At 68.7% G+C, this 25,086-nt stretch carries 21 protein-coding genes; 9 read left to right on the top strand and 12 right to left on the bottom strand.

The window, feature by feature from the left end; genetic code table 11:
* Positions 1–21: 21 nt before the first annotated feature.
* Positions 22–1,503 (bottom strand): cytochrome ubiquinol oxidase subunit I, encoded by a 1,482-nt coding sequence (locus tag G4X40_RS15870; RefSeq protein ID WP_277833843.1) that lies wholly within the window; start codon positions 1,501–1,503, stop codon positions 22–24.
* Positions 1,504–1,670: 167 nt separating this feature from the next.
* Positions 1,671–2,549 (bottom strand): aminodeoxychorismate lyase, encoded by an 879-nt coding sequence (locus G4X40_RS15865; protein ID WP_277834162.1) that lies wholly within the window; start codon positions 2,547–2,549, stop codon positions 1,671–1,673.
* 120 nt (positions 2,550–2,669) lie between these two features.
* Between G4X40_RS15865 and ygfZ the strand changes: the two genes are divergently transcribed.
* The 3 genes from ygfZ (at position 2,670) to G4X40_RS15850 (ending at position 4,863) form a co-directional block, all read left to right on the top strand.
* Positions 2,670–3,803, top strand: coding sequence for a CAF17-like 4Fe-4S cluster assembly/insertion protein YgfZ (gene ygfZ, locus G4X40_RS15860; protein ID WP_277833841.1), 1,134 nt, complete (start codon positions 2,670–2,672; stop codon positions 3,801–3,803).
* Positions 3,800–4,450, top strand: a complete 651-nt coding sequence (locus G4X40_RS15855) for an MOSC domain-containing protein (protein ID WP_277833839.1) — start codon at positions 3,800–3,802, stop codon at positions 4,448–4,450. Before ygfZ ends, G4X40_RS15855 begins: the two co-directional genes overlap by 4 nt.
* Before the next feature lie 215 nt (positions 4,451–4,665).
* Entirely contained in the window at positions 4,666–4,863 is a 198-nt protein-coding gene (locus G4X40_RS15850) for a DUF3073 domain-containing protein (protein ID WP_277834161.1), read from the top strand.
* A 105-nt stretch (positions 4,864–4,968) separates the two neighbouring features.
* Here the strand turns inward: G4X40_RS15850 and purM are convergent, their stop codons facing one another.
* The 3 genes from purM to purF all read right to left on the bottom strand — a co-directional run bounded on the left by purM (position 4,969) and on the right by purF (position 9,014).
* Entirely contained in the window at positions 4,969–6,093 is a 1,125-nt protein-coding gene (purM, locus tag G4X40_RS15845; RefSeq protein WP_277833838.1) for a phosphoribosylformylglycinamidine cyclo-ligase, read from the bottom strand.
* A gap of 169 nt (positions 6,094–6,262) precedes the next feature.
* Positions 6,263–7,300, bottom strand: a complete 1,038-nt coding sequence (locus G4X40_RS15840) for an oxidoreductase (RefSeq protein WP_408642222.1) — start codon at positions 7,298–7,300, stop codon at positions 6,263–6,265.
* 97 nt (positions 7,301–7,397) lie between these two features.
* Positions 7,398–9,014, bottom strand: a complete 1,617-nt coding sequence (gene purF, locus G4X40_RS15835; protein WP_277833837.1) for an amidophosphoribosyltransferase — start codon at positions 9,012–9,014, stop codon at positions 7,398–7,400.
* 249 nt (positions 9,015–9,263) lie between these two features.
* Here purF and G4X40_RS15830 point away from each other — a divergent pair, with 249 nt between their 5' ends.
* Positions 9,264–9,869: a hypothetical protein gene (locus G4X40_RS15830; RefSeq protein ID WP_277833836.1), complete on the top strand. Its 606-nt coding sequence runs from the start codon at positions 9,264–9,266 to the stop codon at positions 9,867–9,869.
* 45 nt (positions 9,870–9,914) lie between these two features.
* Here the strand turns inward: G4X40_RS15830 and G4X40_RS15825 are convergent, their stop codons facing one another.
* The 7 genes from G4X40_RS15825 to G4X40_RS15795 form a co-directional block, all read right to left on the bottom strand.
* Positions 9,915–10,958 carry a zinc-binding dehydrogenase gene (locus G4X40_RS15825; protein WP_277833834.1) on the bottom strand — a complete coding sequence of 348 codons (1,044 nt, stop codon included), beginning with the start codon at positions 10,956–10,958 and terminating at the stop codon, positions 9,915–9,917.
* 73 nt (positions 10,959–11,031) lie between these two features.
* Positions 11,032–11,421 carry a sterol carrier family protein gene (locus G4X40_RS15820; protein ID WP_277833833.1) on the bottom strand — a complete coding sequence of 130 codons (390 nt, stop codon included), beginning with the start codon at positions 11,419–11,421 and terminating at the stop codon, positions 11,032–11,034.
* A 34-nt stretch (positions 11,422–11,455) separates the two neighbouring features.
* Positions 11,456–13,000 (bottom strand): acyl-CoA synthetase, encoded by a 1,545-nt coding sequence (locus G4X40_RS15815; RefSeq protein WP_277833831.1) that lies wholly within the window; start codon positions 12,998–13,000, stop codon positions 11,456–11,458.
* Between the two features lie 149 nt (positions 13,001–13,149).
* The gene (locus tag G4X40_RS15810) at positions 13,150–13,773 is read right to left on the bottom strand and encodes a TetR/AcrR family transcriptional regulator (protein ID WP_277833829.1); all 624 of its coding nucleotides are present in this window, start codon (positions 13,771–13,773) and stop codon (positions 13,150–13,152) included.
* A gap of 72 nt (positions 13,774–13,845) precedes the next feature.
* Positions 13,846–16,011, bottom strand: coding sequence for a 3-hydroxyacyl-CoA dehydrogenase NAD-binding domain-containing protein (locus tag G4X40_RS15805; protein WP_277833828.1), 2,166 nt, complete (start codon positions 16,009–16,011; stop codon positions 13,846–13,848).
* A 28-nt stretch (positions 16,012–16,039) separates the two neighbouring features.
* Positions 16,040–17,251, bottom strand: coding sequence for an acetyl-CoA C-acetyltransferase (locus G4X40_RS15800; RefSeq protein ID WP_277833827.1), 1,212 nt, complete (start codon positions 17,249–17,251; stop codon positions 16,040–16,042).
* A gap of 27 nt (positions 17,252–17,278) precedes the next feature.
* Entirely contained in the window at positions 17,279–18,445 is a 1,167-nt protein-coding gene (locus G4X40_RS15795; protein ID WP_277833826.1) for an acyl-CoA dehydrogenase family protein, read from the bottom strand.
* A 275-nt stretch (positions 18,446–18,720) separates the two neighbouring features.
* Here G4X40_RS15795 and G4X40_RS15790 point away from each other — a divergent pair, with 275 nt between their 5' ends.
* The 5 genes from G4X40_RS15790 to G4X40_RS15770 are packed head-to-tail and all read left to right on the top strand — an operon-like array spanning position 18,721 to position 25,086.
* Positions 18,721–19,662, top strand: coding sequence for a metal-dependent hydrolase (locus G4X40_RS15790; RefSeq protein ID WP_277833824.1), 942 nt, complete (start codon positions 18,721–18,723; stop codon positions 19,660–19,662).
* Entirely contained in the window at positions 19,659–20,708 is a 1,050-nt protein-coding gene (locus G4X40_RS15785; RefSeq protein ID WP_277833822.1) for a PDR/VanB family oxidoreductase, read from the top strand. The genes G4X40_RS15790 and G4X40_RS15785 overlap by 4 nt, the downstream gene beginning before the upstream one ends.
* Positions 20,709–20,765: 57 nt before the next feature.
* Positions 20,766–22,217, top strand: a complete 1,452-nt coding sequence (locus G4X40_RS15780) for a flavin-containing monooxygenase (RefSeq protein WP_277833821.1) — start codon at positions 20,766–20,768, stop codon at positions 22,215–22,217.
* Positions 22,217–23,134 carry a short-chain dehydrogenase/reductase gene (locus G4X40_RS15775; protein ID WP_277833820.1) on the top strand — a complete coding sequence of 306 codons (918 nt, stop codon included), beginning with the start codon at positions 22,217–22,219 and terminating at the stop codon, positions 23,132–23,134. Before G4X40_RS15780 ends, G4X40_RS15775 begins: the two co-directional genes overlap by 1 nt.
* Positions 23,131–25,086 carry an aldehyde dehydrogenase family protein gene (locus G4X40_RS15770; RefSeq protein WP_277833819.1) on the top strand — a complete coding sequence of 652 codons (1,956 nt, stop codon included), beginning with the start codon at positions 23,131–23,133 and terminating at the stop codon, positions 25,084–25,086. The genes G4X40_RS15775 and G4X40_RS15770 overlap by 4 nt, the downstream gene beginning before the upstream one ends.

The raw sequence follows: 25,086 nt of genomic DNA, 5'->3' as shown, positions 1-25,086 counted from the left end.
TCTGTCCCTCTCCCGGTCCGGCTAGTACGCGAACGACAGTTGCTCGAGGTCGCCGCCCTCGCCGGATTCGGCCGCGGCGGTGCGGGCCGGCGGTGGCCCCTCGATCGCATACCGTCGGATCAGGTAGAACCAGACCACCGCGAGCGCCGCATACAACAGCGTGAACACGATCAGCGAGGTGAGCACCAGCGCGGCCGGGTGGTCCGACACGCCCTGCTGCACCATCAGCCGGATGTTCTGGTCGCCGGTCGGGTTCGGGTGCACCACCCAGGGCTGCCGCCCCATCTCGGTGAAGATCCACCCGGCGCTGCTGGCCAGGAACGGCGTCGGTATCGCCGCCAGCGACAGCCAGCTGAACCAGCGTTGGTCGGGCACTCTGCCCCCACGCGTGACCCACAGTCCGAGCAGCGCCAGCGCGACCGCGCCGACACCGAGCCCGATCATCGCGCGGAACGCCCAGTAGGTGACGAACAGGTTCGGCCGGTAGTCGCCGGGACCGAACTTCTCGACCGACTGCTGCTGTAGGTCCTGCACGCCCTGCAGGGTCACCCCGGAGAACTTGCCCTCCGCCAGGAACGGCAGCACGAACGGCACCGAGATGACGTGGGTGACGCTGTCGCAGTTGTTGTGCGTGCCGAGGGTCAGGACGGAGAAGTTCGGGTCGGTCTCGGTGTGGCACAGCGACTCCGCCGACGCCATCTTCATCGGCTGCTGCTTGAACATCAGCTTGCCCTGCACGTCACCGGTGAAGATCAGCGCGACGCCGGCGATGAGCATCACCAGGATGCCCAGGCGGGCGGCCGGCCGGTGCATGGTGCGCGCGTCGTCGACCAGCAACTCGGCCTGCGCCTCCGGGGCCGTCTTCGCCTTGCGCATGTTGCGCACCATCCACCAGCCGCAGATGCCGGTGACGAACACGGCGGCGGTGAGGAACGCGCCGGCGACGGTGTGGGTGAACGCGGCGATCGCGGTGTTGTTGCTCAGCAGCGCCCACACGTCGGTCAGGTGCGCACGACCGGTTTCCGGGTCGAAGGTGGCCCCGACCGGGTGCTGCATGAAGGAGTTCGCCACGATGATGAAGTACGCCGAGGCGTTGACGCCGATCGCGACGATCCAGATGGTGGCCAGGTGGACGAGCTTGGGCAGCCGCTCCCAGCCGAAGATCCACAGTCCCAGGAACGTCGACTCCAGGAAGAACGCGGCCAGGCCCTCGAGTGCCAGCGGGGCGCCGAAGACGTCGCCGACGAACCGGGAGTACTCGCTCCAGTTCATCCCGAACTGGAACTCCTGGACGATGCCGGTCGCCACGCCCAGCGCGAAGTTGATCAGGAACAGCTTCCCGAAGAACTTGGTGAGCCGATACCAGTGGTCCTTGCCGGTGACCACCCACATCGTCTGCATGATCGCCAGCAGCGGTGCGAGCCCGATGGTCAGCGGGACGAGGATGAAGTGGTAGACGGTGGTGATGCCGAACTGCCACCGCGATACATCGAGGGTCTCCAAGGCGCGCTCCCACGTCGGCGGCGCTTGCGCGCCGGAACGTTGTCGGACCAACTACTACAGTTTGTAGCGGTAGCTACTACGCACCGTAGTAACAATGTCGGGGCGCCGCCGACCCGAAACTCGTCCCGCCACCCCGAACGTGGCCCCGCCGACCGTGCGATTCGAGCCTAACCTGCGGAAATGGGTTGCACGGCGGCTTCGACCATGTCATGGAGATCACGGTCGACGGGTGACGTGGCCAGCGCCAGACCGTTGAGCGTGTGCACGCGCGCGACCAGTGTGGCGCTCGAGAGCATCCACACCCCCTCCGCCGCGATCAGGTCCGCCGGACGCACCGGACGGTAGGCACACTCGATGCCGCGCTCACGTGCGACGCGGAAAAGGCCGCGCTGGGTGGTCCCCGCGAGGATGCCGTGCTCGGCGGGCGGGGTGATGAACGTGCCGTCCAGCCAGATCACCACCGACGACCGCGGACCCTCCAGCACGTTGCCCTCGGCGCTGACGAAGATGACCTCGTCGGCACCCTGTGTGTGGGCGTACCGCAGCGCCGCCATGTTCGTCGCGTACGAGAGGGTCTTCGCGCCGAGGAGCTGCCACGGCGCGGTCGCGGCGAGGTCGATCGAGAATCCGCGCTCGAGGGTGATCGCCGAGACGCCCTCGCGCCGCACCCGATCGACCCGGTCCGACATCGGGCTCACCGTCAGGTAGGCGGTGGGCGCCCCGCCCTGCTCGCGACCGCGGGTCAACACCAGTCGCAACACACCCTCCTGCGCGGTGCCCCACTCCTGCGCCGCCATCTCGATGGCGGCCCGCCACTCGCCGAGGTCCGGCGCCGGGAGGTCGAGCAGCCGGGCCGAATTCGCCAGCCGCGCCAGGTGGTCCTCGACCACGCAGGCGCGACCTTTGCGCACCAGCAGCGTCTCGAACGCGCCGTCGCCGCGCACCGCCGCGAGGTCGTCCGCGTGCAGCAGCGGCTGGTTCGGATCGTGCAGCTCACCGTCCAGCGTCAGCACCACGCGGGCCGCCGCCGCGCCGTCGACGGGCATCCCGGTCTCGTCCGGCGCCCCGCCGGAGGTGGGCCGTGCCTTGCTCTTGGTCGTCGCTCCGCCGTCAGCCATGCGCTCACCATATCGACCACAACGGTCCAGTCGCCGTAGGATCGGGCCGTGGCCGATCCGCATGTCTCACGTGCCAGCTCTCCCAGTCCCCTGCTCGCGCTGCCGAGCGCGGTCGACTCCGCAGCCGGATCCGTCGACCACGGCGTCGCCTGGCATTACGGGGATCCGTTCACCGAGCAGCGGGCCGCGACCACCGGTGTCGCGGTGGTCGACCGCTCGCATCGCGCCGGTATCCGGCTTGCCGGCGACGAGCGACTGTCGTGGTTGCACTCGATCACCAGTCAGCACCTCACGGCCCTGCCCGACCGCTCCAGTGCCGAAGACCTGGTGCTCGACATCGCCGGCCATGTCGAGCAGCACTTCGTCCTCACCGACCTCGACGGCGTGACGTGGATCGACACCGAGCCGACCCATGGCGCAGCCCTGCTCGACTACCTGCAGAAGATGGTCTTCTGGGCGAAGGCTGAGCCCACGGCGAGCGACGAGCTCGCGGTGCTGACCCTGCTCGGGCCGGACCTGGAGCACGGTGCGCTCGCCGACCTCGTGCCGGTGCCCGACCGGCCGTATGCAGCGACTCCGCTGCCCGGCGGCGGCTTCGTGCGCCGCATGCCCTGGCCGGGTGAACACGCGGCCGACCTGCTGGTCCCCCGGGATCAGATGGTGCAGTGGTGGCAGCGGCTGACCGCCGCCGGGGCCGCACCGGCCGGCATGTGGGCGTTCGAGGCACTGCGCGTGGAGGCCAAGCGACCCCGCCTCGGCCTGGACACCGACGAGCGCGCGATCCCGCACGAACTGGGTTGGATCGGCGGGGTCGACGAGGCCGGCGCCGTCCACCTCGACAAGGGCTGCTACCGCGGCCAGGAGACCGTAGCCCGGGTGCACAACCTCGGCAAGCCTCCGCGGAACCTGGTGCTGCTGCACCTCGACGGCTCCGCGGACGGGCGGCCCGAGGTCGGCGATCCCGTGGTCACCGCGGAGGGCCGGACCGTCGGCCGGGTGGGCACCGTCGTCGACCACCACGAGCTCGGCCCCGTCGCACTGGCGCTGGTCAAGCGCACGATTCCGGCCGACACGCCGCTGACCGCCGGCCCCTGCGCCGCGGCGATCGACCCCGACTCGATGCCCGCGCAGGACCTGTTCCAGCCCGGTCGCGCCGCCGTGGACCGGCTCCGCGGCCGATGACGACCGGCCGCATCGAGGCCGTGTGCGTGGTGCATGCCGATCGGCCCGACGCGGGCCGCGTGGGCACCACCGCCATCGACAAGCGTCCCGTGCCGGGGGCGGTGCACATCGGACCGCTCGGCCTCGCCGGCGACCACGTGTGCGACACGGAACACCACGGCGGCCTCGACCAGGCGGTCTACGTCTACGACGGAGCCGACGCCGACCACTGGGAGCGCGAGCTGAACCGGCCGCTGCCGGCGGGGTGGTTCGGCGAGAACCTGCGACTACGCGACACGACCCCCAGCGACGCGGTCATCGGCGAGCGCTGGCGGATCGGGACGACCGGGCCACTGCTGGAGGTGACCATCCCGCGCACCCCGTGCGCGACGTTCGGCCGGTGGTCAGCCGAGCCACTGTGGGTGCGGCGCTTCGCCGCGCACGGCGCCGTGGGCGCGTACCTGCGCGTGCTCGAGGAGGGACCGGTGACGGCCGGCGACCCCGTCACCGTGATGTCGGTTCCCGACCACGGCGTCACCATCCGCTCACTGTTCACCGGGACGGCCCGGATCGAGCAACTCGAGATGCTGTTGGCGGGCCCCGATCCGGCGCCGAAGGTGGCCCGCGACGCGGGCAGATTGCTGACCCGGTTGCGGGCGCGGGTGTGACGAATTCCGGGCACCTGGCCGGCTGAACGGGACAGGTCCCGCCTCGGGTGTCGACACCTGGGCCCACCAGGCGATGGTGGAATCGTCACAACGCCCAGGCGGTGGAAGCGCCGATCGATTCGGCGCGCTACAGTGTGTGCCAGGAAGAATTCACAAACACCAACGGGGCCGCCACTTTCCCCAGGCCGCCCCGTGAAAGCGCGAGGGGGTCAGCCATGGGCCGCGGCCGGGCAAAGGCAAAGCAGACCAAGGTTGCACGAGAGCTCAAGTACAGCTCACCGACCACCGACTTCGAGAGCCTCCAGCGTGAGCTCTCGAACTCGGAGCGTAACGGGGTGCTGGCGGACCAGCGTTCCGAAAAGGATGGTCCTTCTCGTTGGGATGAAGACGACTACGACGATTGGCGTGGTTGACCGCACCCACGCACAGCGTTGAGGGGGAGCCGCTTCAAGCGGCTCCCCCTCACGCATGCTCGTCGCCGGGCCGGCGGCGGACAGGCCTCGCCGGCCCCGTGCCGGTCAGAACCTGGGGTGCTCCCCCACGAGGAAAGCCCGCTCGGCGGCGTCGCCGGATTCTTTCTCGGGCCCCTTCTTGACCGAGCCCAGCACCCAGCTGTCGATGTGCCGCGCGGTCAGCACCGCGAGGGCGCGGTCGACGTCCTCCGGCGCGACGATCGCGACCATGCCGACGCCCATGTTGAACGTGTGCTCCATCTCGGCGCGCTCGACACGACCGCGCTGGGCGATCAGCGAGAACACCGGGGCCGGGCTCCACGTGCCACGGTCCAGCTCGGCCACGAGCCCGGCCGGCATCACCCGGGACAGGTTCGCGGCCAGCCCGCCGCCGGTGACGTGGCAGAAGGTCCGCACGTCGGTTTCGGCGATCAGCGCCAGGCAGTCCTTCGCGTAGATCTTGGTGGGCTCGAGCAGCTCCTCGCCGAGCGTGCGGCCGAACTCCTCCACGTGGCCGGACAGCGGCATGTGCGCGATCTCGAGCAGCACCTTGCGCGCCAGCGAGTACCCGTTCGAGTGCAGGCCCGACGACCGCATGGCAATGACGACGTCGCCGGGGCGCACCCGGTCGGGGCCGAGCACCGAGTCGGCCTCGACCACGCCGACGCCGGTGGCGGACAGGTCGTAGTCACCGTCGGCCATCAGCCCGGGGTGTTCCGCCGTCTCGCCGCCGAGCAGCGCGCAGCCGGCCTGGACACACCCCTCGGCGATCCCGCCGACCAGTTGCGCGACCCGCTCGGGCACCACGCGGCCGACCGCGATGTAGTCCTGCAGGAACAGCGGCTCGGCACCGCACACGACGAGGTCGTCGACGACCATCGCGACCAGGTCCAGGCCCACGGTGTCGTGCTTGTCCATCGCCTGCGCGATGGCGATCTTCGTCCCCACGCCGTCGGATGAGGCCGCCAGCACCGGCTCACGGTAGTTGCCCTTGAGTGCGAACAGTCCCGCGAACCCGCCCAGCCCGCCGAGCACCTCGGGGCGGCTGGCCTTCTTGGCCAGCGGCGCGAAGAGTTCGACGGCGCGCTCACCCGCGGCGATGTCCACACCCGCGGCGGCGTAGGAGGCCCCGGCAGCTGGGGTGCGGTCGGCAGAGGGGGTCGCTCCCCCGGGCAGGGGCTTGTCGGTCATGGGGTTTTGACTCCAGCATCGTGTCGGCAATGGCGTACATCCGCGTAGGCGAAGAACTCGCCCGGTACGGCGAAAACACACGGTCCGGCGCGCCGGGGCACACCACACGTGCACGCTAACGGTACCGGAGAGCCATCCGTGCAGTTCAGCGGCGTTGGTGTCGGTTCACTCACGTCCCGACGTTCGACTCGCGGACCGGGGCGGGCTCGGCGTCCCGGCCGGAATCCGGCTCCAGCTCGGGGTATTTCACGCCGGTCAGCTGCACCGAGTACTTCCACAGCAGCCGCGCCAGTTCCGGATCCGCCGCGCGCTTGCTCCGCGGGGACCGCTCGACGGGTCCGCGCAGTCCGCCCAGCTTCGTCGGACCGAGGTAGTCGTCGTTGCGGACGTCCGCCATGGTCGCCGCATAGAGCAGCGGATAGCCGCCGTGGTCCGCGTCGTTCGCCATCAACCCGACGACCGTCCTCGCGAAGCTGCGCAGTCCGGGGAAGCCCGGCACGAACGGGTCGAACAGGTCGGTGGCCGCCGCGCCCGGATGCGCGCCCACCGAAATCGTCGGCAGACCCCGTCGCTCGAGCCGCCGTGCCAGTTCGCTGCTGAACAGCAGGTTGGCCAGCTTCGACTGGCTATAGGCGGCCATCTTCCGGTAGCGGCGCCGCTGGAAGTGCAGGTCGTCGAGCTTGAGCTCGCCGCCGTGGTGCGCGACGCTGGCCACCGTCACCACTCGGGAGCCGGGGGTCTTGAGCAGCAGCGGCAGCACCCGTCCGGTGAAGGCGAAGTGCCCGAGATGGTTGGTGCCCAGTTGCTTCTCGAACCCGTCGCGGGTGTACGAGTGCGGGGTGGCCATCACACCCGCGTTGTTGATCAGCACATCGACGGTGTCGGTGTGCTCGCCGACCTGCTCTGCCGCGGCACGGACCGATGCCAGGTCTGCCAGGTCGAGTGGGATCAGCACCGGCTCGACGCCGTCGCCGGACACCTCACGCACCCGCTGCAACGCGAGGTCACCCAGGTCGGGGTTGCGGCAGGCGAGCAACACCCGGGCGCCCTGCGCGGCCAACGCGCGGGCCACGCCGAGACCGATCCCGCCGTTCGCGCCGGTGATGAGCACCGTCCGGCCTTGCTGATCAGGCATGTCCGACGGGGCGAAGTCCGCGACCATCAGCGGCTCCGTACGTCCCCTCTCGGCGTCCTGCCTCGTCGACATCGCAACCACCCCATCATCGTCCGGACCGGTAAGCCTGAGCTTATCGCGATGCGGGTCGCGCCGGTATGGTCCGGACGATCAACCTCGGGGACGACCCTCAGGGACGACTCAGGGCACTGACGTTGTCGTTGCCGCCGGCGACCGCCCCGCCCGCGGCGGTGTGCAGCATGCCCTCGAGCACGTTCTTGCCGATCGCCGAGTCCTCCGGCAGCTCGATCGGGTAGTTGCCGTCGAAGCAGGCCGTGCACAGCCGCGTCTTCGGCTGCTCGGTTGCCGCGACCATGCCCTCGATCGAGATGTACCCGAGCGAGTCGGCGCCGATGGAGCGGCGCACCCCGTCGACCATCTCCTCGACGGTCGAGCCGTCCTGCCCGGCGCCCGCACCGTTGGCGATCAACTCCGCGGGGGACGCGAAGTCGATGCCGTAGAAGCACGGCCACTTCACCGGCGGCGACGCGATGCGCACGTGCACCTCGAGCGCCCCGGCCTCCCGCAGCATCCGGATCAGTGCACGCTGGGTGTTGCCGCGCACGATCGAGTCGTCGACGACGATCAGCCGTTTGCCGCGGATGACCTCGCGCAGCGGGTTGAGCTTGAGCCGGATGCCGAGCTGCCGGATGGTCTGGCTGGGCTGGATGAACGTGCGGCCGACGTAGGCGTTCTTCATCAGGCCCTGCCCGTACGGGATGCCCGATCCCTGTGCGTAGCCGACGGCTGCGGGCGTGCCCGATTCGGGGACGGGGATCACCAGGTCGCCCTCGGCCGGGTGCTCGGTCGCGAGCCGACGGCCGATCTCCACGCGGGTGGCGTGCACCGACCGGCCGGAGATGGTGCTGTCGGGCCGGGCCAGGTAGACGTACTCGAACACGCAGCCCTTGGGTTGCGGCGCAGCGAACCGCGACGAGCGCACCCCGTCGGCGTCGATGGCGAGCAACTCGCCGGGCTCGATCTCCCGGACGAACGACGCGCCGACGATGTCGAGCGCCGCGGTCTCGCTGGCGACCACCCAGCCGCGGTCGAGCCGGCCCAGGCACAGCGGGCGCACCCCGTGCGGGTCGCGCGCGGCGTAGAGCGTGTGCTCGTCCATGAAGGTCAGGCAGAAGGCGCCGCGCAGCCGCGGCAGCAGCTCCATCGCCGCCTGCTCGATCGTGCTGTCGCCGGCGGCGTGCGCGAGCAGCGCACCGACCAGATCGGAGTCGGAGGTGCCGGCGCCGGGACGCTTCGAGTCGAGCAGCCCCGCCTCGCGGGCGACGCCGGCGAGTTCGGCGGTGTTGACGAGGTTGCCGTTGTGGCCGAGCGCGATGCCGGTGCCGGCCGAGGTGGTCCGGAAGATCGGCTGGGCGTTCTCCCAGGTCGTCGAGCCGGTGGTCGAGTACCGGGTGTGGCCGATCGCGACGTGGCCGTGCATCGCCGCGAGGGTCTGCTCGTCGAAGACCTGGCTGACCAGGCCGAGATCCTTGAAGACAAGGACCTGCGAGCCGTCGGCGACGGCGATGCCCGCCGCCTCCTGGCCGCGGTGCTGCAGCGCATACAGCCCGTAGTAGGAGAGCTTGGCAACGTCCTCCCCCGGAGCCCAGACACCGAAGACGCCGCACTCCTCGCGGGGCGCCGTCTCGCCGCCGTCGTCGAGACCGACGGGGTGCGGGGTGTCGAGGTGTGGAGGATTCGACTGAAGACGATGGGGCAGGTCGGCCGTGAAATGCGCGTCAGTCACCGCAGGGAGCTCCCTCTCGGGCGGGTTGGGGCTCCCCCAGTCTACGTGGTGTCGCAGTGTGGGCCACGCCACGTCATGTCCGGGCCGATCGATCCCCGATGCCCAGCCAGATCACCGAACGGTCTCGGTTTCTGTGGATTTCCTGTCTGTCGACCGGCCATCTACTTAGCGTTGCTTTGCTATTTGTTGCACGCGATGGGGGCCGGCAGTCGGGGTCTGGCCGCTCGACCGACGAACGAGGACGGCGAAATGAAGCGAATCGGACTGCTGTGCGCGGGCGCCCTGGCGGCGGTGAGCCTGGTGGCCTGCGGGGGTGACGGCGACGGCGCCGAGGATGGTACCCCGATGACCCCGGCGATGCACACCACCACGACGACACCTCGTCCGACGACGGCTGCGCCGGCCCCGGCGCCGCGAACAGCCGCGAAGGCCCCACAGAACTCGGGCGGATCCGGCCCGGCGGCGCATTCCTCCGGATCGGGCGACGGCAGAGCCGCTCCTGCCGCGGCGCCCACCCCCGCCCCGGCACCGGCGCCCGCACCGCAGGCGAACCCGCCTGCGGCGGAGCCCCAGCCCGAGGCGGGAGACCCCGAAACCCAGAAACCAGAGGCCGAGAAACCCGCGGACAAGGACGCCACGAAGGAAGAGCCCGCCGACGGTCAGGGCAAGGACACCGAGTCGGAAGGCGACAAGTCCGGCGGGACAACCGAAGATCCGGACGAGACGGAAGCAGACCCGGGGACCTCGGAGAGCGGCGGGAACACCGAAAAGGACGGCGAAGGTGGCGACGGCACCGAGCAGGCCGGCGGCGGTGGCACGTCGAAGGATGACGGGACCACGTCGGCCGCCGCCTGATACCCGCGCGTGGCGGACCGGACACGCGGTCCGCCACCGGCGCCGTCAGGGCTGCACGAGGATCCGGATCGGGTCGCCGACGTGGTTCTCGAGCTTCTCGATCCCCTCCGCGATGCGTTCGAGCGGCAGGATCTCGCTGATCGACCGGGATATGTCGAGCCGGCCGCGGGACACCAGTTCCGCCAACGTGCCGATGTCCTCCGGCTTGTAGCCCAGGTGCCCGAACACCTGCCTGCGCGACAACCCCAGTGCCGCAGTCGAACCGATACCCGGCTCCTGCCCGCTCATGCCCACCGAGATCAGCCGGCCGCCCACCCCGAGGCAGTCCAACGCCTGCTCGAAGGTCACCTTGAGACCCGCGGCGTCGAACGCCACGTCGAGCATCCGGCCGTCGGTGGCCTCGGCGACCTTCTTCGCGAGGTCGGGATCGCGGGAGTCGAAGGCGTGGTCGGCGCCGAGCTCGAGTGCGCGCTCGCGCACGACCGGGTTGATGTCGACGGCGATGATCGGCACCGCACCGACGAGGCGCGCAAGCTGCACGATGTGGGTGCCGATACCGCCCACACCCCACACCCCGACGGTCTCGCCGACCGCGACCTTGCCGGTGCGCACGACCGCACCGTAGGGCGTCGAGACCGCGTCGGCGAGGATCGCCGCCTGCTCGAGCGGCACATTGTCCGGCACCTTGGTCAGCCCAGGCGCCTGCGCGACGTGATACTCCGCCCACGCGCCGTCGTAGGCGAAGGCCATCAGCTGGATGTTCAGGCAGTCGTTGAAGGCGCCGCGCCGGCAGTTGCGGCACACCATGCAGGGCCGGCCGGCCGCCGGGATGACGCGGTCGCCCTCGCTCCAGCCCGTCACACCGGGGCCGAGTTCCGCGATCGTGCCCGACGCCTCGTGGCCCTGCGTCACCACCGGCAGCATCCGCGGGAACGTCCCGTCGATCAGGCTCAGGTCCGAATGGCAGATGCCGCAGAAGGCGACCTTGATCAGCACCTCCCCGGGGCCGGGTTCGGGAATCGGCACGTCCTCGATGCCGTATTCGCCGGTGTCCGCGTGAAACCGCTCCGCCCGCATGGTCTCGGCCATGATCGCCCCTCTTCTCGTCGGCTGGTTCGAATCTAACGTCGAACCAGCGCCGTCGCGGGAAGTCCCGGCCAGATCAGGGGCGCACCAGCGGCATCCAGTGCGCCACTTCGGGGGCCCGCGATCCGGAGGCGCTGAGCAACCCCCGGTCGGCCGCGTCGGCGAAGGTGAGCAGCCCGGTCGCGATGAGCAGCCAGCTGCGCGGGTCGGTCTCCACGACGTTCGGCGGGGTGCCGCGGGTGTGCCGCGGCCCCTTGATGCACTGCACCGCGACGAACGGCGGCACCCGCACCTCCACACTCGAGCCCGGTGCCGCCTGCGCGAGCGCCCGTGCGCTCAGCCTCACGGCCGCCGCGAGTTCGCTCCGGGCCGGCTTCGGGGTGGTCTCGTCACGCAGCCACTGCGCGACCGCCAGAACGGCGGCGCGCACCTGGGCCGGATCGACGGCGACGGAACGGGACGGCACTTGCGAACGGTACCGCTTGCCGCCCCGCGGGCCGTCACATCGACCGGGCCTCTGCCGGACCCTCGTGGTTCGTCCGCAGTTCCCGCTTGAGGATCTTGCCCGCGCCCGACATCGGCAGCGCGTCGACGAACTCGACGGTGCGAGGAGCCTTGTACCCGGCGATGTGCTGCTTGCAGAACACCGTCAGCTCCTCCGCCGTCGTCTCGGTTCCGGGTGCGAGCACGACGACCGCGTGCACCCGCTCGCCCCAGTTCTCGTCCGGGACGCCGATCACCGCCGATGCCTGCACTGCCTGGTGCTTGCTCAGCGCACTCTCCACCTCGGCCGAGTACACGTTCTCGCCGCCGGTGACGATCATGTCCTTGAGCCGGTCGACCACGAAGACGAATCCGTCCTCGTCGAGATAGCCCATGTCCCCGGTGTGATACCACCCGTCGCGGAGTACGTCAGCCGTCTCCTCCGGCCTGTTCCAGTAGCCCTGCATCACGTTGCCGCCGCGGGTGCAGATCTCCCCGACCGTACCGGTCGGGACGGCGGCACCGGACACGTCGAGAATCGTGATCTCCGCGTGCAGCGCCGCCTGCCCGCCCGAACCGAGCCGCTTGCCGTAGTGATCGTCGGGCAGCAGCAGCGCGACGACCGGCGCCGCCTCGGTCATGCCGTAGGCCTGGGTCATCCGAACGTGCGGGAAGCGCTCCATCGTGCGGGTCAGCAGTCCCTCGCTGATCGACGATCCGCCGTAGAGGATCCGCTGCATCGCGGAGAGATCGAACTCCCCGATTCGGGGGTGGTCGACGAGCATCTGGACCATCGTGGGAACCATCAGCACGTCGGTCGGACGGTGCTTCTCGATCGCCTCGAAGACCGCGACGGGCTCGAAGAACGGCACCATCACGTGCGGACCGCCGAGCATCACCTGCCCGGCCCAGGCGGCCAGATCCGCGAGGTGGAACATCGGGGCGACGTGCAACATCGATGCGCCGTAGCCGAGGAGTTCACCGCTCGCGACGGTCCCCAGCGCGGAGGTGACCATGTTGGTGTGGCTGAGCATGACGCCCTTGGGGAAGCCCGTGGTGCCGCCGGTGTAGAAGATTCCGGCGAGCGCGTCGTCGCTTCGGCGCGCATCCTCCGCGGGCTCGTTGTCCGCCACCAGTTGCTCATACGAGAGCAGCCCCTCGGGAGTCGGCGCGTCACCGCAGTGGATGATCGCCGCCAGGCTCGGGCAGGCCTCACGCAGGTGGGGTACCACAGCCGCGAACGCATCGTCGACCAGCAGGACACGGGTGTCCGAGTCGTTGAGCGAGTATGCGATCTCCGGTGGCGCCCAACGGATGTTCACCGGATTGAGCACCAGATCCGCCCACGGCACCGCGACGAGATACTCGGCATATCGATCACTGTTGAGCGAGAGGATGGCGACGCGGTCGCCGGGCTCCACATCGAGGCCGCGCAGCGCCCCGGCCAGGCGCGCGACACGGTCGACGTGCTCCCGGAAGGTCCGGCGACGGTCGCCGTAGATCGTGGCCACCGCGTCGGGGGTGGACTGGACGGCTCGATGAAGGCCCTGAGTGAGGTACATGTCGACTCTCTGTCGCTTCGCGGCCCGCACACGGGCTTGGACGATGACCCACCGGCCGGCGCCGATCGAAAGTCGATCGAGACATGCTGCGGCCGAATGCACCTCAATCGTCGGTCACTGTTGTCAGCCTGTCAATAGCTTCGACGGCCTTATTCTTCGCCGACGACCCTGGGGTACACATCCTTGACGAGACCCAACAGGGTCTGCCGCAACAAAATGTGAACTTCGCTGCGTGTCAGAGTCTTTCGATCCAGCCATTCCCGTACAGCGGCCTTGACCATACCCCCGTAGGCACGGGTCATCGCCTGTAGCTGCGCACCGTCGGACGCCCCTGGATCGAGGCCCACGACAGCCAGCACACGGTCGGCCGCAAGGTCGTCGGCCTCGGCCAGAATGGACTGGACCTCAGCGTCGTTCGCGATGCCCTCCGCACCGATCGCGGCGAGCCAGGTCTGACCGTGCCGCCCGACCATGTCGAGGAACCAGTCGAGGAACCAGTCGATCTTCTTGCGCAGGCTCCCAGCGGGCGGAACCATCTGATCCGACGGCGGCACGATGACCATCGCCCGGACGACCTCGAGGTAGAGGTCCCGCTTGGTGCCGAAGTAGTGGTTGATCAGTCCCCGGGCGACCCCGGCCTCCCGAGCCAGTTCCACGGTCGACACATCCGCGTAGGGCCGCTCACCGAACAACCGGATGGCGCAGTCCAGGATCTGCTTTCGACGCTCGTCCGGTTCCAATCGCTGCCGGCGCGGCGCAACATCAGATGCCATGATCGAACCGTAGCCCACCCCTGGTCCTCGCCGACCCGCACCGAGGCGCGCGTCGGCGAGGACGAGGTGTCGTCAGCCGAAGTCCTTGCCGGCTGCGGCCATCTCGCGCAGCGACTCGGGAACCTCGAACCGGTCGCCGTACTTCGCGCGCAGATCGTCGGCCCGCGCGGCGAATCCGCCCAGTCCGCCGTCGTACTGGTTGATGTACTGGATCGCACCGCCGGTCCAGGCCGGGAATCCGATCCCGAACAGCGAACCGATGTTGGCATCCGCGACGGTGCGCACGACCCCGGCCTCGACGCAACGAGCGGCCTCCAGCGCGGCGGCGATCAGCAACCGTTCCTTCATGTCCTCGAACGGGATCTCGACCTCCGGCTTGTGGAAGTGCTCGCGCAAGCCATCCCAGAGACCGAGCCGGGAGCCGTCCCGCGCGTAGTCGTAGAAGCCGCGCCCGGCGAGCCGACCCGGACGGTCGAACTCCTCGACCATCCGCTCCTGCACCGGGGTCCCCGGAGTCTCGACGTAGGTCGATCCCTCCGCCGTGGCTGCCGCGATCGCCCCCCGCTGGATCTTCAACGTGGTCTTCATGTTGACCTCGTCGAGCAGGGCCAACGCGCCGACCGGGAAGCCTGCCTGGGTGGTGGCCTGCTCGATGCTCGCCGGGTGTGCCCCCTCCGCCAGCATCGCCACCGCCTGGTCGACGAACTGGGCGATCACCCGGTTGGCGTAGAACGCATAGACGTCCTTGACCGCGATCGGGGTCTTCCGGATCTGCTGGGCGAAATCGAACGCGCGGGCCAGCGCCTCGTCCCCGGTGTTCTCGCCGACCACGATCTCCAGCAACGGCATCTTGTCGACCGGGCTGAAGAAGTGCAGGCCGATGAAATCGCGGGGACGACCGACCGCGGTCACCATCTCGCTCAGCGGCAGCGCCGAGGTGTTGGTCGCGATGAGGGCGTCCTCGGCGAGCAGCGGCTCGACTTCCGCGAAGACCTTCTTCTTCAGCTCCAGATCCTCGAAGACCGCCTCGACCACGAAGTCGGCGCCCTTGACGTCGGTGACGTTGTCGGTGGCCAGGATTCGGCCGAGCACCTCGTCACGCCTGGCCGGGGTGATCCTGCCCTTGGCCACCGCCTTGTCCAGGAGGCCTCGCGAGTAGTCCTTGCCGCGCTCGGCCGCCTCGAGGCTGACGTCGCGGAGCACCACCTGAGCGCCCGACGCGGCGGTGACGTAAGCGATCGCGGCGCCCATCATGCCGGCGCCCAGGACGGCGACCTTCTCGGCCTTGCGACGCGCGAAGCCCGCCGGGCGCGAGGCCCCCTTGTTGATGCTGTTCAGGTCGAAGAAAAGTGACTTGATCATGTTCGTCGAGACCTGGCCGCAGATCAGGTTGGCGCAGTAGCGGGTCTCGATCGCGAACGCGGTGTCCAGGTCGACCTGCGCGCCCTCGACCGCCGCCGACAGCACCGCGATGGGCGCCGGCATCGGCGCACCCTTGAGCTGCTTGCGCACGGTCGCCGGGAAGGCGGGCAGGTTGGCCGTGAGCGCCGGGCTCGACGGGCCGCCGCCCGGAATCTTGTACCCCTTTGCATCCCACGGCTGCACCGCGTCGGGGTTCGCGGCGATCCATGCGCGCGCCCGTGCGAACATCTCCTCCCGGTCGGCGACGACCTCGTCGACGATGCCGACCTCGAGCGCCTTGGCCGGCTTCATCCGTTGGCCCTGCCCGACCACGTTCAACACGGCGTTGGTGATGCCGAGCAACCGCACCGTGCGGGTGACCCCGCCGGCACCCGGCAGCACGCCGAACGTCACCTCGGGCAGGCCGAGCAGGCTGCCCTTCGCCTCGAGGGCGATGCGGTGGTGGCAGGCGAGGGCGATCTCGAACCCTCCGCCGAGCGCGGTGCCGTTGATCGCCGCGACGACCGGCTTACCGAGCGTCTCGATGCGCCGGAACGCCGCCTTGTAGGTGTCGAGGCCGGCCGCGATCGACTCCGCGTCCGCGGGGCCGGCGTTCATCAGCAGGTTGAGGTCACCACCGGCGAAGAAGGTGTCCTTGCCGGAGGTCAGGATGACCCCGTCGAAGGTGTCCTTCTCGGATTCGAGGCGGTCGACCGTCGCGGTCAGGTCCCTCGCGAACTCCTCGGTCATCGTGTTGGTGGCCTGCGAGGGGTCGTCGATCGTCAGGACCAGCACGCGGTCGGCGCCGAGGTCCCAGGCAATCATGTTGTCTGCCATGTTCGTTCTCCTTGTCCGGGTGGGACGCTCAGACGCGTTCGATGATGGTCGCGATGCCCATGCCGCCGCCGATGCACAAGGTCATCAGGGCTCGTCTGGTGCCACGCCGCTCCAGCTCGTCGACCATGGTTCCGGTGATCATCGCGCCGGTCGCCCCGAGTGGGTGCCCCATGGCGATCGCGCCGCCGTTGACGTTCAGCTTCTCGTCCGGGATGTTCAGCTTCTTCTGGTAGTTCAGAACCACCGAGGCGAAGGCCTCGTTGATCTCGAACAGATCGATGTCGTCCACGGTCAAACCTGCCGTGGCCAAGACCTTTTCGGTCGCCGGGACCGGACCGGTGAGCATGATCGTGCTGTCGCTGCCGGTGACCGCGGAGGCGACGACGCGGGCCCGCGGGGTCAGACCGGCCTCCCGGCCGGCAGCCTCGTTGCCGACGAGCACCAGCGCGCTGCCGTCCACGATGCCCGAGGAGTTGCCGGCGTGGTGGACGTGGTCGATCCTCTCGACCCAGTGGTAGCGCTGCAGCGCGACCGCGTCGAACCCGCCGGCCTCGCCGATACCCGCGAACGACGGCTTCAGGCCCGCGAGCGTGTCCACCGTGGTGTCGGGACGCATGAACTCGTCGTGGGCCAGCAGCACCGTCCCGTTGATGTCCCTCACCGGCACAACGGACTTCGCGAAGTAGCCGCCCGACCACGCCGCGGCGGCCTTACGCTGCGAGCGCACCGCGAAGCTGTCGACGTCGTCGCGGGTGAAGCCCTCGATCGTGGCGATCAGGTCCGCGCTCACACCCTGCGGAATGAAGTGCGTGCGGTAGTTGGTCATAGGGTCGAGCGCCCACGCACCGCCGTCCGAACCGAGCGGGATCCGCGACATCGACTCCGCGCCACCGGCCAGCACGAGTTGCTCCCAGCCCGACCGCACCTTCTGCGCGGCGGTGTTCACTGCCTCGAGCCCCGAGCCGCAGAACCTGTTGAGCTGCACGCCCGCCACCGTGTCCGGCAGCCCCGCCGCGAGTGCGGCGGTGCGTGCGATGTCGCCGCCCTGGTCGCCGATCGGCGAGACCACGCCGAGCACGATGTCGTCGATGGCCTGCGGGTCGAGTCCCCGGTGGCGTGCCTTCAGCTCGTCGATCAGCCCCACGACGAGGTCGATCGGCTTGACGCCGTGCAGTGCACCGTTCTTCTTGCCCTTGCCACGGGGCGTTCGGATGGCCTCGTAGATATATGCCTCGGTCATGTTCCTGCTTTCCGCGTTCATGTTCGGTCAGAGGGAGCGCGCGATGAGGTCCTTCATGACCTCGTTGGCGCCGGCGTAGATGCGGGAGATGCGGCCGTCGATCCACATCCGGGAGATCGGGTACTCGTCCATGTAGCCGTAGCCACCGTGGAGCTGGACGCAGCGATCGACCACCTGGGTCTGCTGCTCGGTGGTCCAGTACTTGACCATTGCGGCGGTCGGGACGTCGAGCTCACCGCGCAGGTGCTTGGCGACTGCGTCGTCGACGAAGGTGCGGGCGACGCGCGCGAGCGTCGCGCACTCGGCGAGCTCGAACCGCGTGTTCTGCAGCGCGAACAGCGGCTTGCCGAAGGCCTGGCGCTCCTTGACGTATCGCAGCGTCTCACCGACGGCGGTCTCGATGGCCGCCGCGGCCGCGACCCCGCAGATCAACCGCTCCTGCGGCAGCTGCTCCATCAACTGGAAGAAGCCTTGTCCCTCAGCCGATCCGAGCAGGTTTGCCTGCGGTACCCGCAGGCCCTCGAAGAACAACTCGGTGGTGTCCTGCCCCCTCTGGCCGACCTTCTTGAGCAGCCGACCACGCTCGAATCCGGGGGTGTCGTCGGAGACCTCCGCGACCACGAGGGACACGCCCTTCGCGCCCTGTCCCGGGTCGGTCTTGACCGCGATGATCAGCAAGTCGCAGTTGCGCCCGTTGGAGATGAACGTCTTGGCGCCGGTGATCACATAGTCGTCGCCGTCCTTGACTGCCTTGGTGGCGATGTTCTGCAGGTCCGACCCGGTTCCGGGTTCGGTCATCGCGATCGCGCCGACCCACTCACCGGAGGCGAGCTTGGGCAACCACCGGAGCTTGTTCTGGTGCGAGGCATACGCCATCAGGTAGTGCGGCACGATCCCGGTGTGCACACCGAGCTGCAGTGCCGAGTCGCCGGCCCTGACCTGCTCGGTGAACAGCACCGCCTCGTGGGCGAAGGTGCCTCCGCCACCGCCGTACTCTTCGGGGACCGACATGCAGAGCAGGCCCAGGTCGCCCGCCCGCTCGTAGCACTTGCGATCCGGGAAACCCTGCGCGGCGAACCGCTCCCGGTGCGGTGTCACCTCCTTCTCGAAGAAGCCGCGGGCGGTCTCGGCCAGCTCCCGCAACTCAGACACCGTCGCGTCGTCCACCTGCGGATCGCAGACACTGCTCGCCATCGAAGTTCCTCCGTAATTGGTGACTTGCCAATATCGGCCACTCCGGCTCATCGACGCCGGAACCATGAATGATCTGGTCACACACCAGGGGCTACGCGCATCCCGGCGGCCATGCCAGGCGATGCTACGCACATATTGGCGTTCTGCCAATAGTTGATTCGGTGCGCCGGCGCCATTGACGCCGCGCCCGTAGTCCTCCATACTCGCAACAACACAGGAAACGGGTGTTTCCAGTTCACTGACCAGCACTACTCGACCACCGCGAGGAAGTCGCCATGAGCCTCCCAGCAACGTCGGCCGTCCGGCCGAACACCGTCATCTCCCCGAGCACCGCGTCACCGCTCCACACCTCGGAAGCGCACGCGATCCACGCCCGCGACATGGACTTCCATTGGGACGACGTCCCGATGCACTACGTCCCCGGCAACCCGATCGCCGCTCATGTCTACAACTGCATGCACCTGCTGCTGCCGCAGGGCGAGAAGGCGATGTCACGCGCGATGGCGCAGGCCCTCCCCCTCGTCGACGACCCCCGACTGCGCGAAGAGATGATCGGATTCATCGGCCAGGAGGCGACCCACGCCGACCAGCACGGCGGGATGATGGGCCGGCTCGTCGAACTCGGCCTGGATCCGCAGCCCGTGATCGACCGGATGGACAGGATCATCGATCTGATCATGAGCGACACCGGATCCGAGCGGATCCGGCACCAGTTGCTCTGCGAGCGTCTGGCGTTGTTCTCCGCACTCGAGCACTACACCGCGGTGTGGGGAAAGTTCTTCCTCGAATCCGAAGGCCTCGAGAACTCGGGCATCCACCCGATGATCTTGGATCTGCTCAAGTGGCACGGCGCAGAGGAGGTCGAGCATCGCAGCGTCGTGTTCGACGCCTACATGTACGTCGACGGTAGCTACGCACGCCGGGCGCGGATGGCCGTGCTGGGCAGCCTCGCCCTCGCCGTCACCGGAATCACGACGCTCACCTGGCTGGCCGCCCACGACCCGGAACTGAACCAGAGCCACGCGCCACTGGGCTGGATGCCCGGGCTGGTCACCGACATGATCCGCGCCACGCGTCGACGGGTCATCCCGAACATCGCCGGATTCGTCACCGAGATCCCCGTCTACCTACGTCCGGGCTTCCATCCGTCGCAGTTGCCCGGCATGGAGGCCGCCGTTCGCTACCTGGCCACCGCCCCGATCAAGGACGGCCGATGAGCACCGCCCTCGACACCGGGTTCGACCTGGCACTGGCCACCTACCGCAGCTACCTGCGCGTCTTCACGCAGAGCCCCGCGGCCGAGCTGTTGTCCCGGCCGAAGCCCGTGCGACTGGCCGGATTCGAGCAGGACCTGACGGTGGCGAACGTCGAGCACGTCGCGGACGGGGTGCTCGCCCTGACCCTCGCCGCCGACGACGGCGCAGACCTCCCCCACTGGACGCCGGGCGCCCACCTCGACGTCATCCTGCCGTCGGGCCGGATGCGTCAGTACTCGCTCTGCGGTGACATCCGTGATCGCAAGCACTACCGCATCGCAGTGCGGCGTATCGAGGACGGAGGCGGCGGCTCCCGTGAGATCCACGAGACCGTCCGAGTCGGTAGCACATTGCGGATTCGTGGACCGCGCAACGCATTTCACATGGTGCAGGAGAGTTCCTATCTCTTCGTCGCCGCGGGAATCGGCATCACTCCGATGCTGTCGATGATCGAGCAGGCTCGCCGGTCCGGCGCCCACTGGCGACTGGTCTACCTGGGACGCTCGCGCGAGAGCCTGCCCTTCCTCGACACACTCGCTCGCTACGGAGACCACGTCGCCGTGCGCACCGACGACGAACACGGCCTACCCGACATCGCCGCCGTTCTGGGCGAGGCCGAGACGGGGGCCGCGGTATACCTGTGCGGGCCGCCTGCGCTGATGGACGACGCCAAGTCGCTTCTCTCCGAGCCGAATCCGACCGCGCGACTCTACAGCGAACGGTTCTCCCCACCGCCGGTGCGCGGCGGCGCGGAATTCGACATCACCCTTGCGCGCACCGGGACGACCGTCACGGTCGGCGCGAACGAATCCGCGCTGAGCGCGATCCGCCGCGTGGAGCCCTCGGTGACCTACTCGTGTCAGCAGGGCTTCTGCGGGACCTGCAGGGCGAAGGTCCTCTGTGGCGAGATCGACCACCGCGACACCCTGCTGCTCGACTCGGAACGCGACGACACGATGCTCCCCTGCGTTTCTCGCGGCGAGGGCACCGTCGTGCTCGACCTGTAACCGCTGCACACTCGCCGACCACTCCAGGGAACACGACCACCTCCAAGGACAACGACCATGGACCATCACCCGATCGTCATCGTCGGCGCCGGCTTCGGCGGCATCGGCCTCGGCGCCAAGCTGCGGCAGGCGGGCATCACCGACTTCACCATCCTCGAACGAACCGAGGACCTCGGTGGAACCTGGAGTCGCAACACCTATCCCGGTGCCGCATGCGATGTGCCCTCCGTACTGTATTGCTACTCGTTCGCACCCAACCCGGCCTGGTCCCACAAGTACGCAAGTCAGGGCGAGATCCTCGACTACCTGCGCGACGTCGCCGAGAAGTTCGACGTGACCGGCCACATGAGGTTCGGGACCGAGGTCGAGTCGGCGGTATTCGACGAGACCACCAGCACCTGGCAGATCCGCACGAATCACGGCGAGATGACCGCGGACGTCCTGGTGACCGCGGTCGGCGCCTTCACCGAGGCGTCCATCCCGCAGCTCCCCGGCATGGACACCTTCGGCGGCAGCATGTTTCACACGCTGCACTGGGATCACGACCACGACATGTCGGGTGAGCGCGTCGCCGTCATCGGCACCGGCGCGACGGCCATTCAGGTCATTCCCGCGATCAGCGACGTCGCCGACGAGGTGGTCGTGTTCCAGCGGACGCCGGCGTGGATCGTCCCCCGCCTGGACCGGTCGATCACCCTTGCCGAAAAGACCCTGTACTCACTGCTACCGCTGACGCAGCGGCTGATGCGGACCGGCTGGTATGCCGCCATCGAGTCGTTCGGACTGCCGGGGTTCACCAACACGGCCTTCCGTCACCCGTTCGAGGCGCTCGGCCGGCTCCAGCTCGCGCGGCAGGTGTCCGATCCGGAGTTGCGCAGCAAGCTCACTCCCGACTACATGATCGGATGCAAGCGGGCGATCTTCTCGGACAAGTACTATCCGGCGCTGTGCCGTGACGACGTCACGGTGGTGACCGAGGGCATCAGCGAGATCCGTGAGCACTCGATCGTGGACGGTGCCGGCGTCGAGCACGCGGTGGACACCATCGTGTTCGCCACCGGATTCACCGCGACGCCCCGGGTCGGCGACGGCATCAAGGGCATCGACGGCAGGTCGGTCAACGACGTCTACCGTGACCGGCCGCAGTCGTACCTGGGTGTGGCCACTGCCGGGTTCCCGAACATGTTCACGATCCTGGGCAGGTTCGGCGCCGCGGGCAACCAGTCGGCCGTGTTCATGATCGAGGGCCAGATCGACTACATCGTCAGCGGGATCAAGAAACTTCGCCAGCGCGGCATCACGCGCTTCGACCTCCGCCACGAGGTCCAGGACGCGTTCGTCGACGAGGTCCATCGGCGGTCGCAGCACGGGACCTGGCTGCAGGGCGGCTGCGCGAGTTACTACACCAACGGCAGCGGGGAGAACTCTGGCCTGTACCCCAATTGGTCCTTCGAATACCGGCATCGGACAAGGAATTTCGACCTGGACAACTACGAGGTGGTCAGCTGATGAGCCTGATCGACCTCCCCATCGCCCTGTGCCGCATGCTCGTTCCGGGTCAGACCACGTTCGACCTGTCCGGCAAGGTCGCGCTCGTCACCGGCGGCGGTGACGGCATCGGCCGGCAGACGGTGACGCAACTGGCCGACAAGGGTGCGTCGGTGGTCGTCGTCGACCGCGACGAGACCGCCGCAAAGGACGTGGTGGCCACACTCGGCGAACACCGTGCGCTGGCCATCGGCGCGGACGTCACCGACCGCACGGCCATGAGGATGGCTGTGGAGCAGGCAGTAGGCCGATTCGGCAGGCTTGATCTGGTCGTCGCCAACGCCGGGATCACCCCACCCGCCGGGACGCTGCGGGGCGCCGATCCGCAGCACTTCGACGCGGTGCTGAACGTCAACGTCACCGGCGTGCTGAACACCGTCCTGCCGGCGGTCGACCACCTCATCAGCAGCCGGGGGCACATCGTGGTCGTCGCCTCCTGCGCCGCGTTCTGTCCGCCGGTCGGTGGCGCCGCGTACATGATCAGCAAGGCCGCCACCGAACAGCTCAGTCGTGCCTTCCGGCTGGAACTGGCACCGCACGGGGTCAGCGTGACGACCTGCTATTACGGCATCGTCGAGACCGAGCTGACCCGGAACGCGCTGGACTCCGACGAGCTCGGAGCGCAGCTGAACTCCATGTTGCCCGGGCCGCTACGCCGGCGCATCACCGCTACCGAGGCGGCCTCGGCGCTGGTCTCGGGGGTCGAGCACCGCTCGTCGTCGGTGATGTCACCGGGAGCCTGGTGGCCGGTCTCGGCGCTGCGCGGAATCCTCACGCCGCTGATGGACCTCTATCTCGTCGACGACCGCCGGGTGCACGAACTGTTGCGGAAGCTCGAAACCACCTGCCTGCCGAGCGCACCCGAGGACGCATCATGACCACCACGACCCGAGCCCAGAGCATCGACGTGTGCAGCCCCGCCGACGGCCGAACCATCGGCACCGTCCGGACGTCATCCGCCGAGGACGTCCGGCAGACGGTCTCGCAATTGCGTGCGGCACAACCACAATGGGCAGCGTTGCCGGTCGCTGCCCGGGTGCGTTGGATGCACCGATTCCGCGACTGGATCTACGCGAACGAGCAGCGCATCAACAACCTGCTGCAGGCCGAGACGGGCAAACCACCGGCCGAGATCGGTATCGAACTGTCGTCGAGCCTGTCCGTGCTGCACTACTACTGCGACCGTGCGGAAAAGTTCCTCGCCGACGAAACGCCCTGGCCGACCAGTCTGGTCACCGCGCTCAAAGCGCTGCGCATCCGCCATGTCCCGTACCAGGTGGTCGGGGTGATCAGTCCGTGGAACTTCCCGCTGGCGATGTTCCTGTGGGATGCGATTCCTGCTCTCCTGGCAGGCGCCGCGGTGATCGTCAAGCCGTCCGAACACACCCCGCTCGCCGCCACTGCGGTGCTCGAGGGCTGGACCGAGATCGGCGCACCTCCGGTGTTCACGGGGGTCAACGGGGCCGGGTCCACCGGTGCGGCCGTGGTGAACGCCGTCGACTTCATCCAGTTCACCGGGACCGCACGCACCGGGACCGCGATCGCGGCGACAGCCGCCGCGGCACTCAAGCCGTACAGCCTCGAGTTGGGGGGCAACGACCCGGCCATCGTGCTCGCAGACGCCGACCTGGATCAGACGGCGCAGGGCATCGTCCTGGGTGGAATGCTCAACTCCGGCCAGATGTGCGTCTCCGTCGAGCGGGTCTATGCGGTCGCCGACATCTATGACGAGCTCGTCACCAGGGTGGCCGATCTGGTGCGGAGCCTGCGGGACGCCGGTGACGGTTTCGATGTGGACATCACCGGACTGATCACCGCCGACCAACTCGAGATCGTCACCCGCCATGTCGACGACGCCGTCGCCAAGGGCGCCACCGCTGTCACCGGCGGGCGTAAGGCCGACGCCGGTCAGGGATTCGAACCCACTGTGCTCACCGGTGTCGACCACACGATGGCGGTGATGAACGAGGAGACCTTCGGTCCGGTGCTGCCGATCATGCGCGTCGCCGACGTCGACGAGGCGATCCGGCTCGCCAACGATTCGCCCTTTGGACTGTCCGCCAGCGTATGGTCACGCAACCGATCCGGGGCACTGCGCATCGCCGCACGTCTCGAGGCGGGCACGGTGAACATCAACGACGCGGCCACCCACATCCTGTGTCACCCGATTCCCCAATCCGGTTGGAAGACATCCGGGGTGGGGGCTCGACTCGGTGGACCGTACGGCATCCGGAAGTTCACCCGGACCCAGGCGATCACCGCCAATCGGATCGAACTCTCCGTCATCGGCAAGCTGGCCGGATTCCCGTACTCGGCGGCGAAGTCCGACTTGCTGCGCAGGGCCGGCCGGCTCGACGACGGCGGCAGCATCACGCACCGTCTCGGGCGCACACAGGCCCTCCACCCGCGTCGGGTGGAGGTACAGCGGTCGATCCCCGCTCCTGCGATGGCCGTGTTCGATTGGCTCGCCGACGGATCCAACTTCGCCAAGGCACTGCCCGGCGTTCTCGTGCGGCACACCCGCCGCGGTGTCGACGAACCCCACGGCGTCGGTGCGGTTCGGGAGGTCTTCAGCCCCGCAGCCTATTTCCGCGAGGAGATCATCGGGTTCGAGCGGCCGACGCAGATCCGGTACGTGATCACCCGATCACTTCCGCTCGTCAGCCACCTCGGCGCCACCATCGACATCACGAACGACGGCAGTGACAGCTGCCTTGTGACCTGGGTGTCGGAGGTCGACGGCGGCGCTCTGGCGGCGGGGGTGATCCGTCCGGCGTTGAGCACCGTCTTCCGGCTGATCCTGAGCGGCTGCGAACGGGCACTCGCATGA

It is taken from the genome of Speluncibacter jeojiensis, from assembly GCF_029589495.1.
In the GTDB taxonomy this organism is placed as follows: domain Bacteria; phylum Actinomycetota; class Actinomycetes; order Mycobacteriales; family Mycobacteriaceae; genus Speluncibacter; species Speluncibacter jeojiensis.
Note: the sequence above shows the minus strand (reverse complement) of the source record. Positions and strands in the feature narration are given on the sequence as shown.

Excerpts from the sequence above, each read along its gene's own strand:
- G4X40_RS15865 (WP_277834162.1), bottom strand. The coding sequence starts at position 2,549 with ATGCCCGTCGACGGCGCGGCGGCGGCCCGCGTGGTGCTGACGCTGGAC.
- G4X40_RS15855 (WP_277833839.1), top strand. The coding sequence starts at position 3,800 with ATGACGACCGGCCGCATCGAGGCCGTGTGCGTGGTGCATGCCGATCGG.
- G4X40_RS15850 (WP_277834161.1), top strand. The coding sequence starts at position 4,666 with ATGGGCCGCGGCCGGGCAAAGGCAAAGCAGACCAAGGTTGCACGAGAG.
- purM (WP_277833838.1), bottom strand. The coding sequence starts at position 6,093 with ATGACCGACAAGCCCCTGCCCGGGGGAGCGACCCCCTCTGCCGACCGC.
- G4X40_RS15840 (WP_408642222.1), bottom strand. The coding sequence starts at position 7,300 with ATGTCGACGAGGCAGGACGCCGAGAGGGGACGTACGGAGCCGCTGATG.
- G4X40_RS15830 (WP_277833836.1), top strand. The coding sequence starts at position 9,264 with ATGAAGCGAATCGGACTGCTGTGCGCGGGCGCCCTGGCGGCGGTGAGC.
- G4X40_RS15825 (WP_277833834.1), bottom strand. The coding sequence starts at position 10,958 with ATGGCCGAGACCATGCGGGCGGAGCGGTTTCACGCGGACACCGGCGAA.
- G4X40_RS15815 (WP_277833831.1), bottom strand. The coding sequence starts at position 13,000 with ATGTACCTCACTCAGGGCCTTCATCGAGCCGTCCAGTCCACCCCCGAC.
- G4X40_RS15810 (WP_277833829.1), bottom strand. The coding sequence starts at position 13,773 with ATGGCATCTGATGTTGCGCCGCGCCGGCAGCGATTGGAACCGGACGAG.
- G4X40_RS15805 (WP_277833828.1), bottom strand. The coding sequence starts at position 16,011 with ATGGCAGACAACATGATTGCCTGGGACCTCGGCGCCGACCGCGTGCTG.
- G4X40_RS15800 (WP_277833827.1), bottom strand. The coding sequence starts at position 17,251 with ATGACCGAGGCATATATCTACGAGGCCATCCGAACGCCCCGTGGCAAG.
- G4X40_RS15795 (WP_277833826.1), bottom strand. The coding sequence starts at position 18,445 with ATGGCGAGCAGTGTCTGCGATCCGCAGGTGGACGACGCGACGGTGTCT.
- G4X40_RS15790 (WP_277833824.1), top strand. The coding sequence starts at position 18,721 with ATGAGCCTCCCAGCAACGTCGGCCGTCCGGCCGAACACCGTCATCTCC.
- G4X40_RS15785 (WP_277833822.1), top strand. The coding sequence starts at position 19,659 with ATGAGCACCGCCCTCGACACCGGGTTCGACCTGGCACTGGCCACCTAC.
- G4X40_RS15780 (WP_277833821.1), top strand. The coding sequence starts at position 20,766 with ATGGACCATCACCCGATCGTCATCGTCGGCGCCGGCTTCGGCGGCATC.
- G4X40_RS15775 (WP_277833820.1), top strand. The coding sequence starts at position 22,217 with ATGAGCCTGATCGACCTCCCCATCGCCCTGTGCCGCATGCTCGTTCCG.
- G4X40_RS15770 (WP_277833819.1), top strand. The coding sequence starts at position 23,131 with ATGACCACCACGACCCGAGCCCAGAGCATCGACGTGTGCAGCCCCGCC.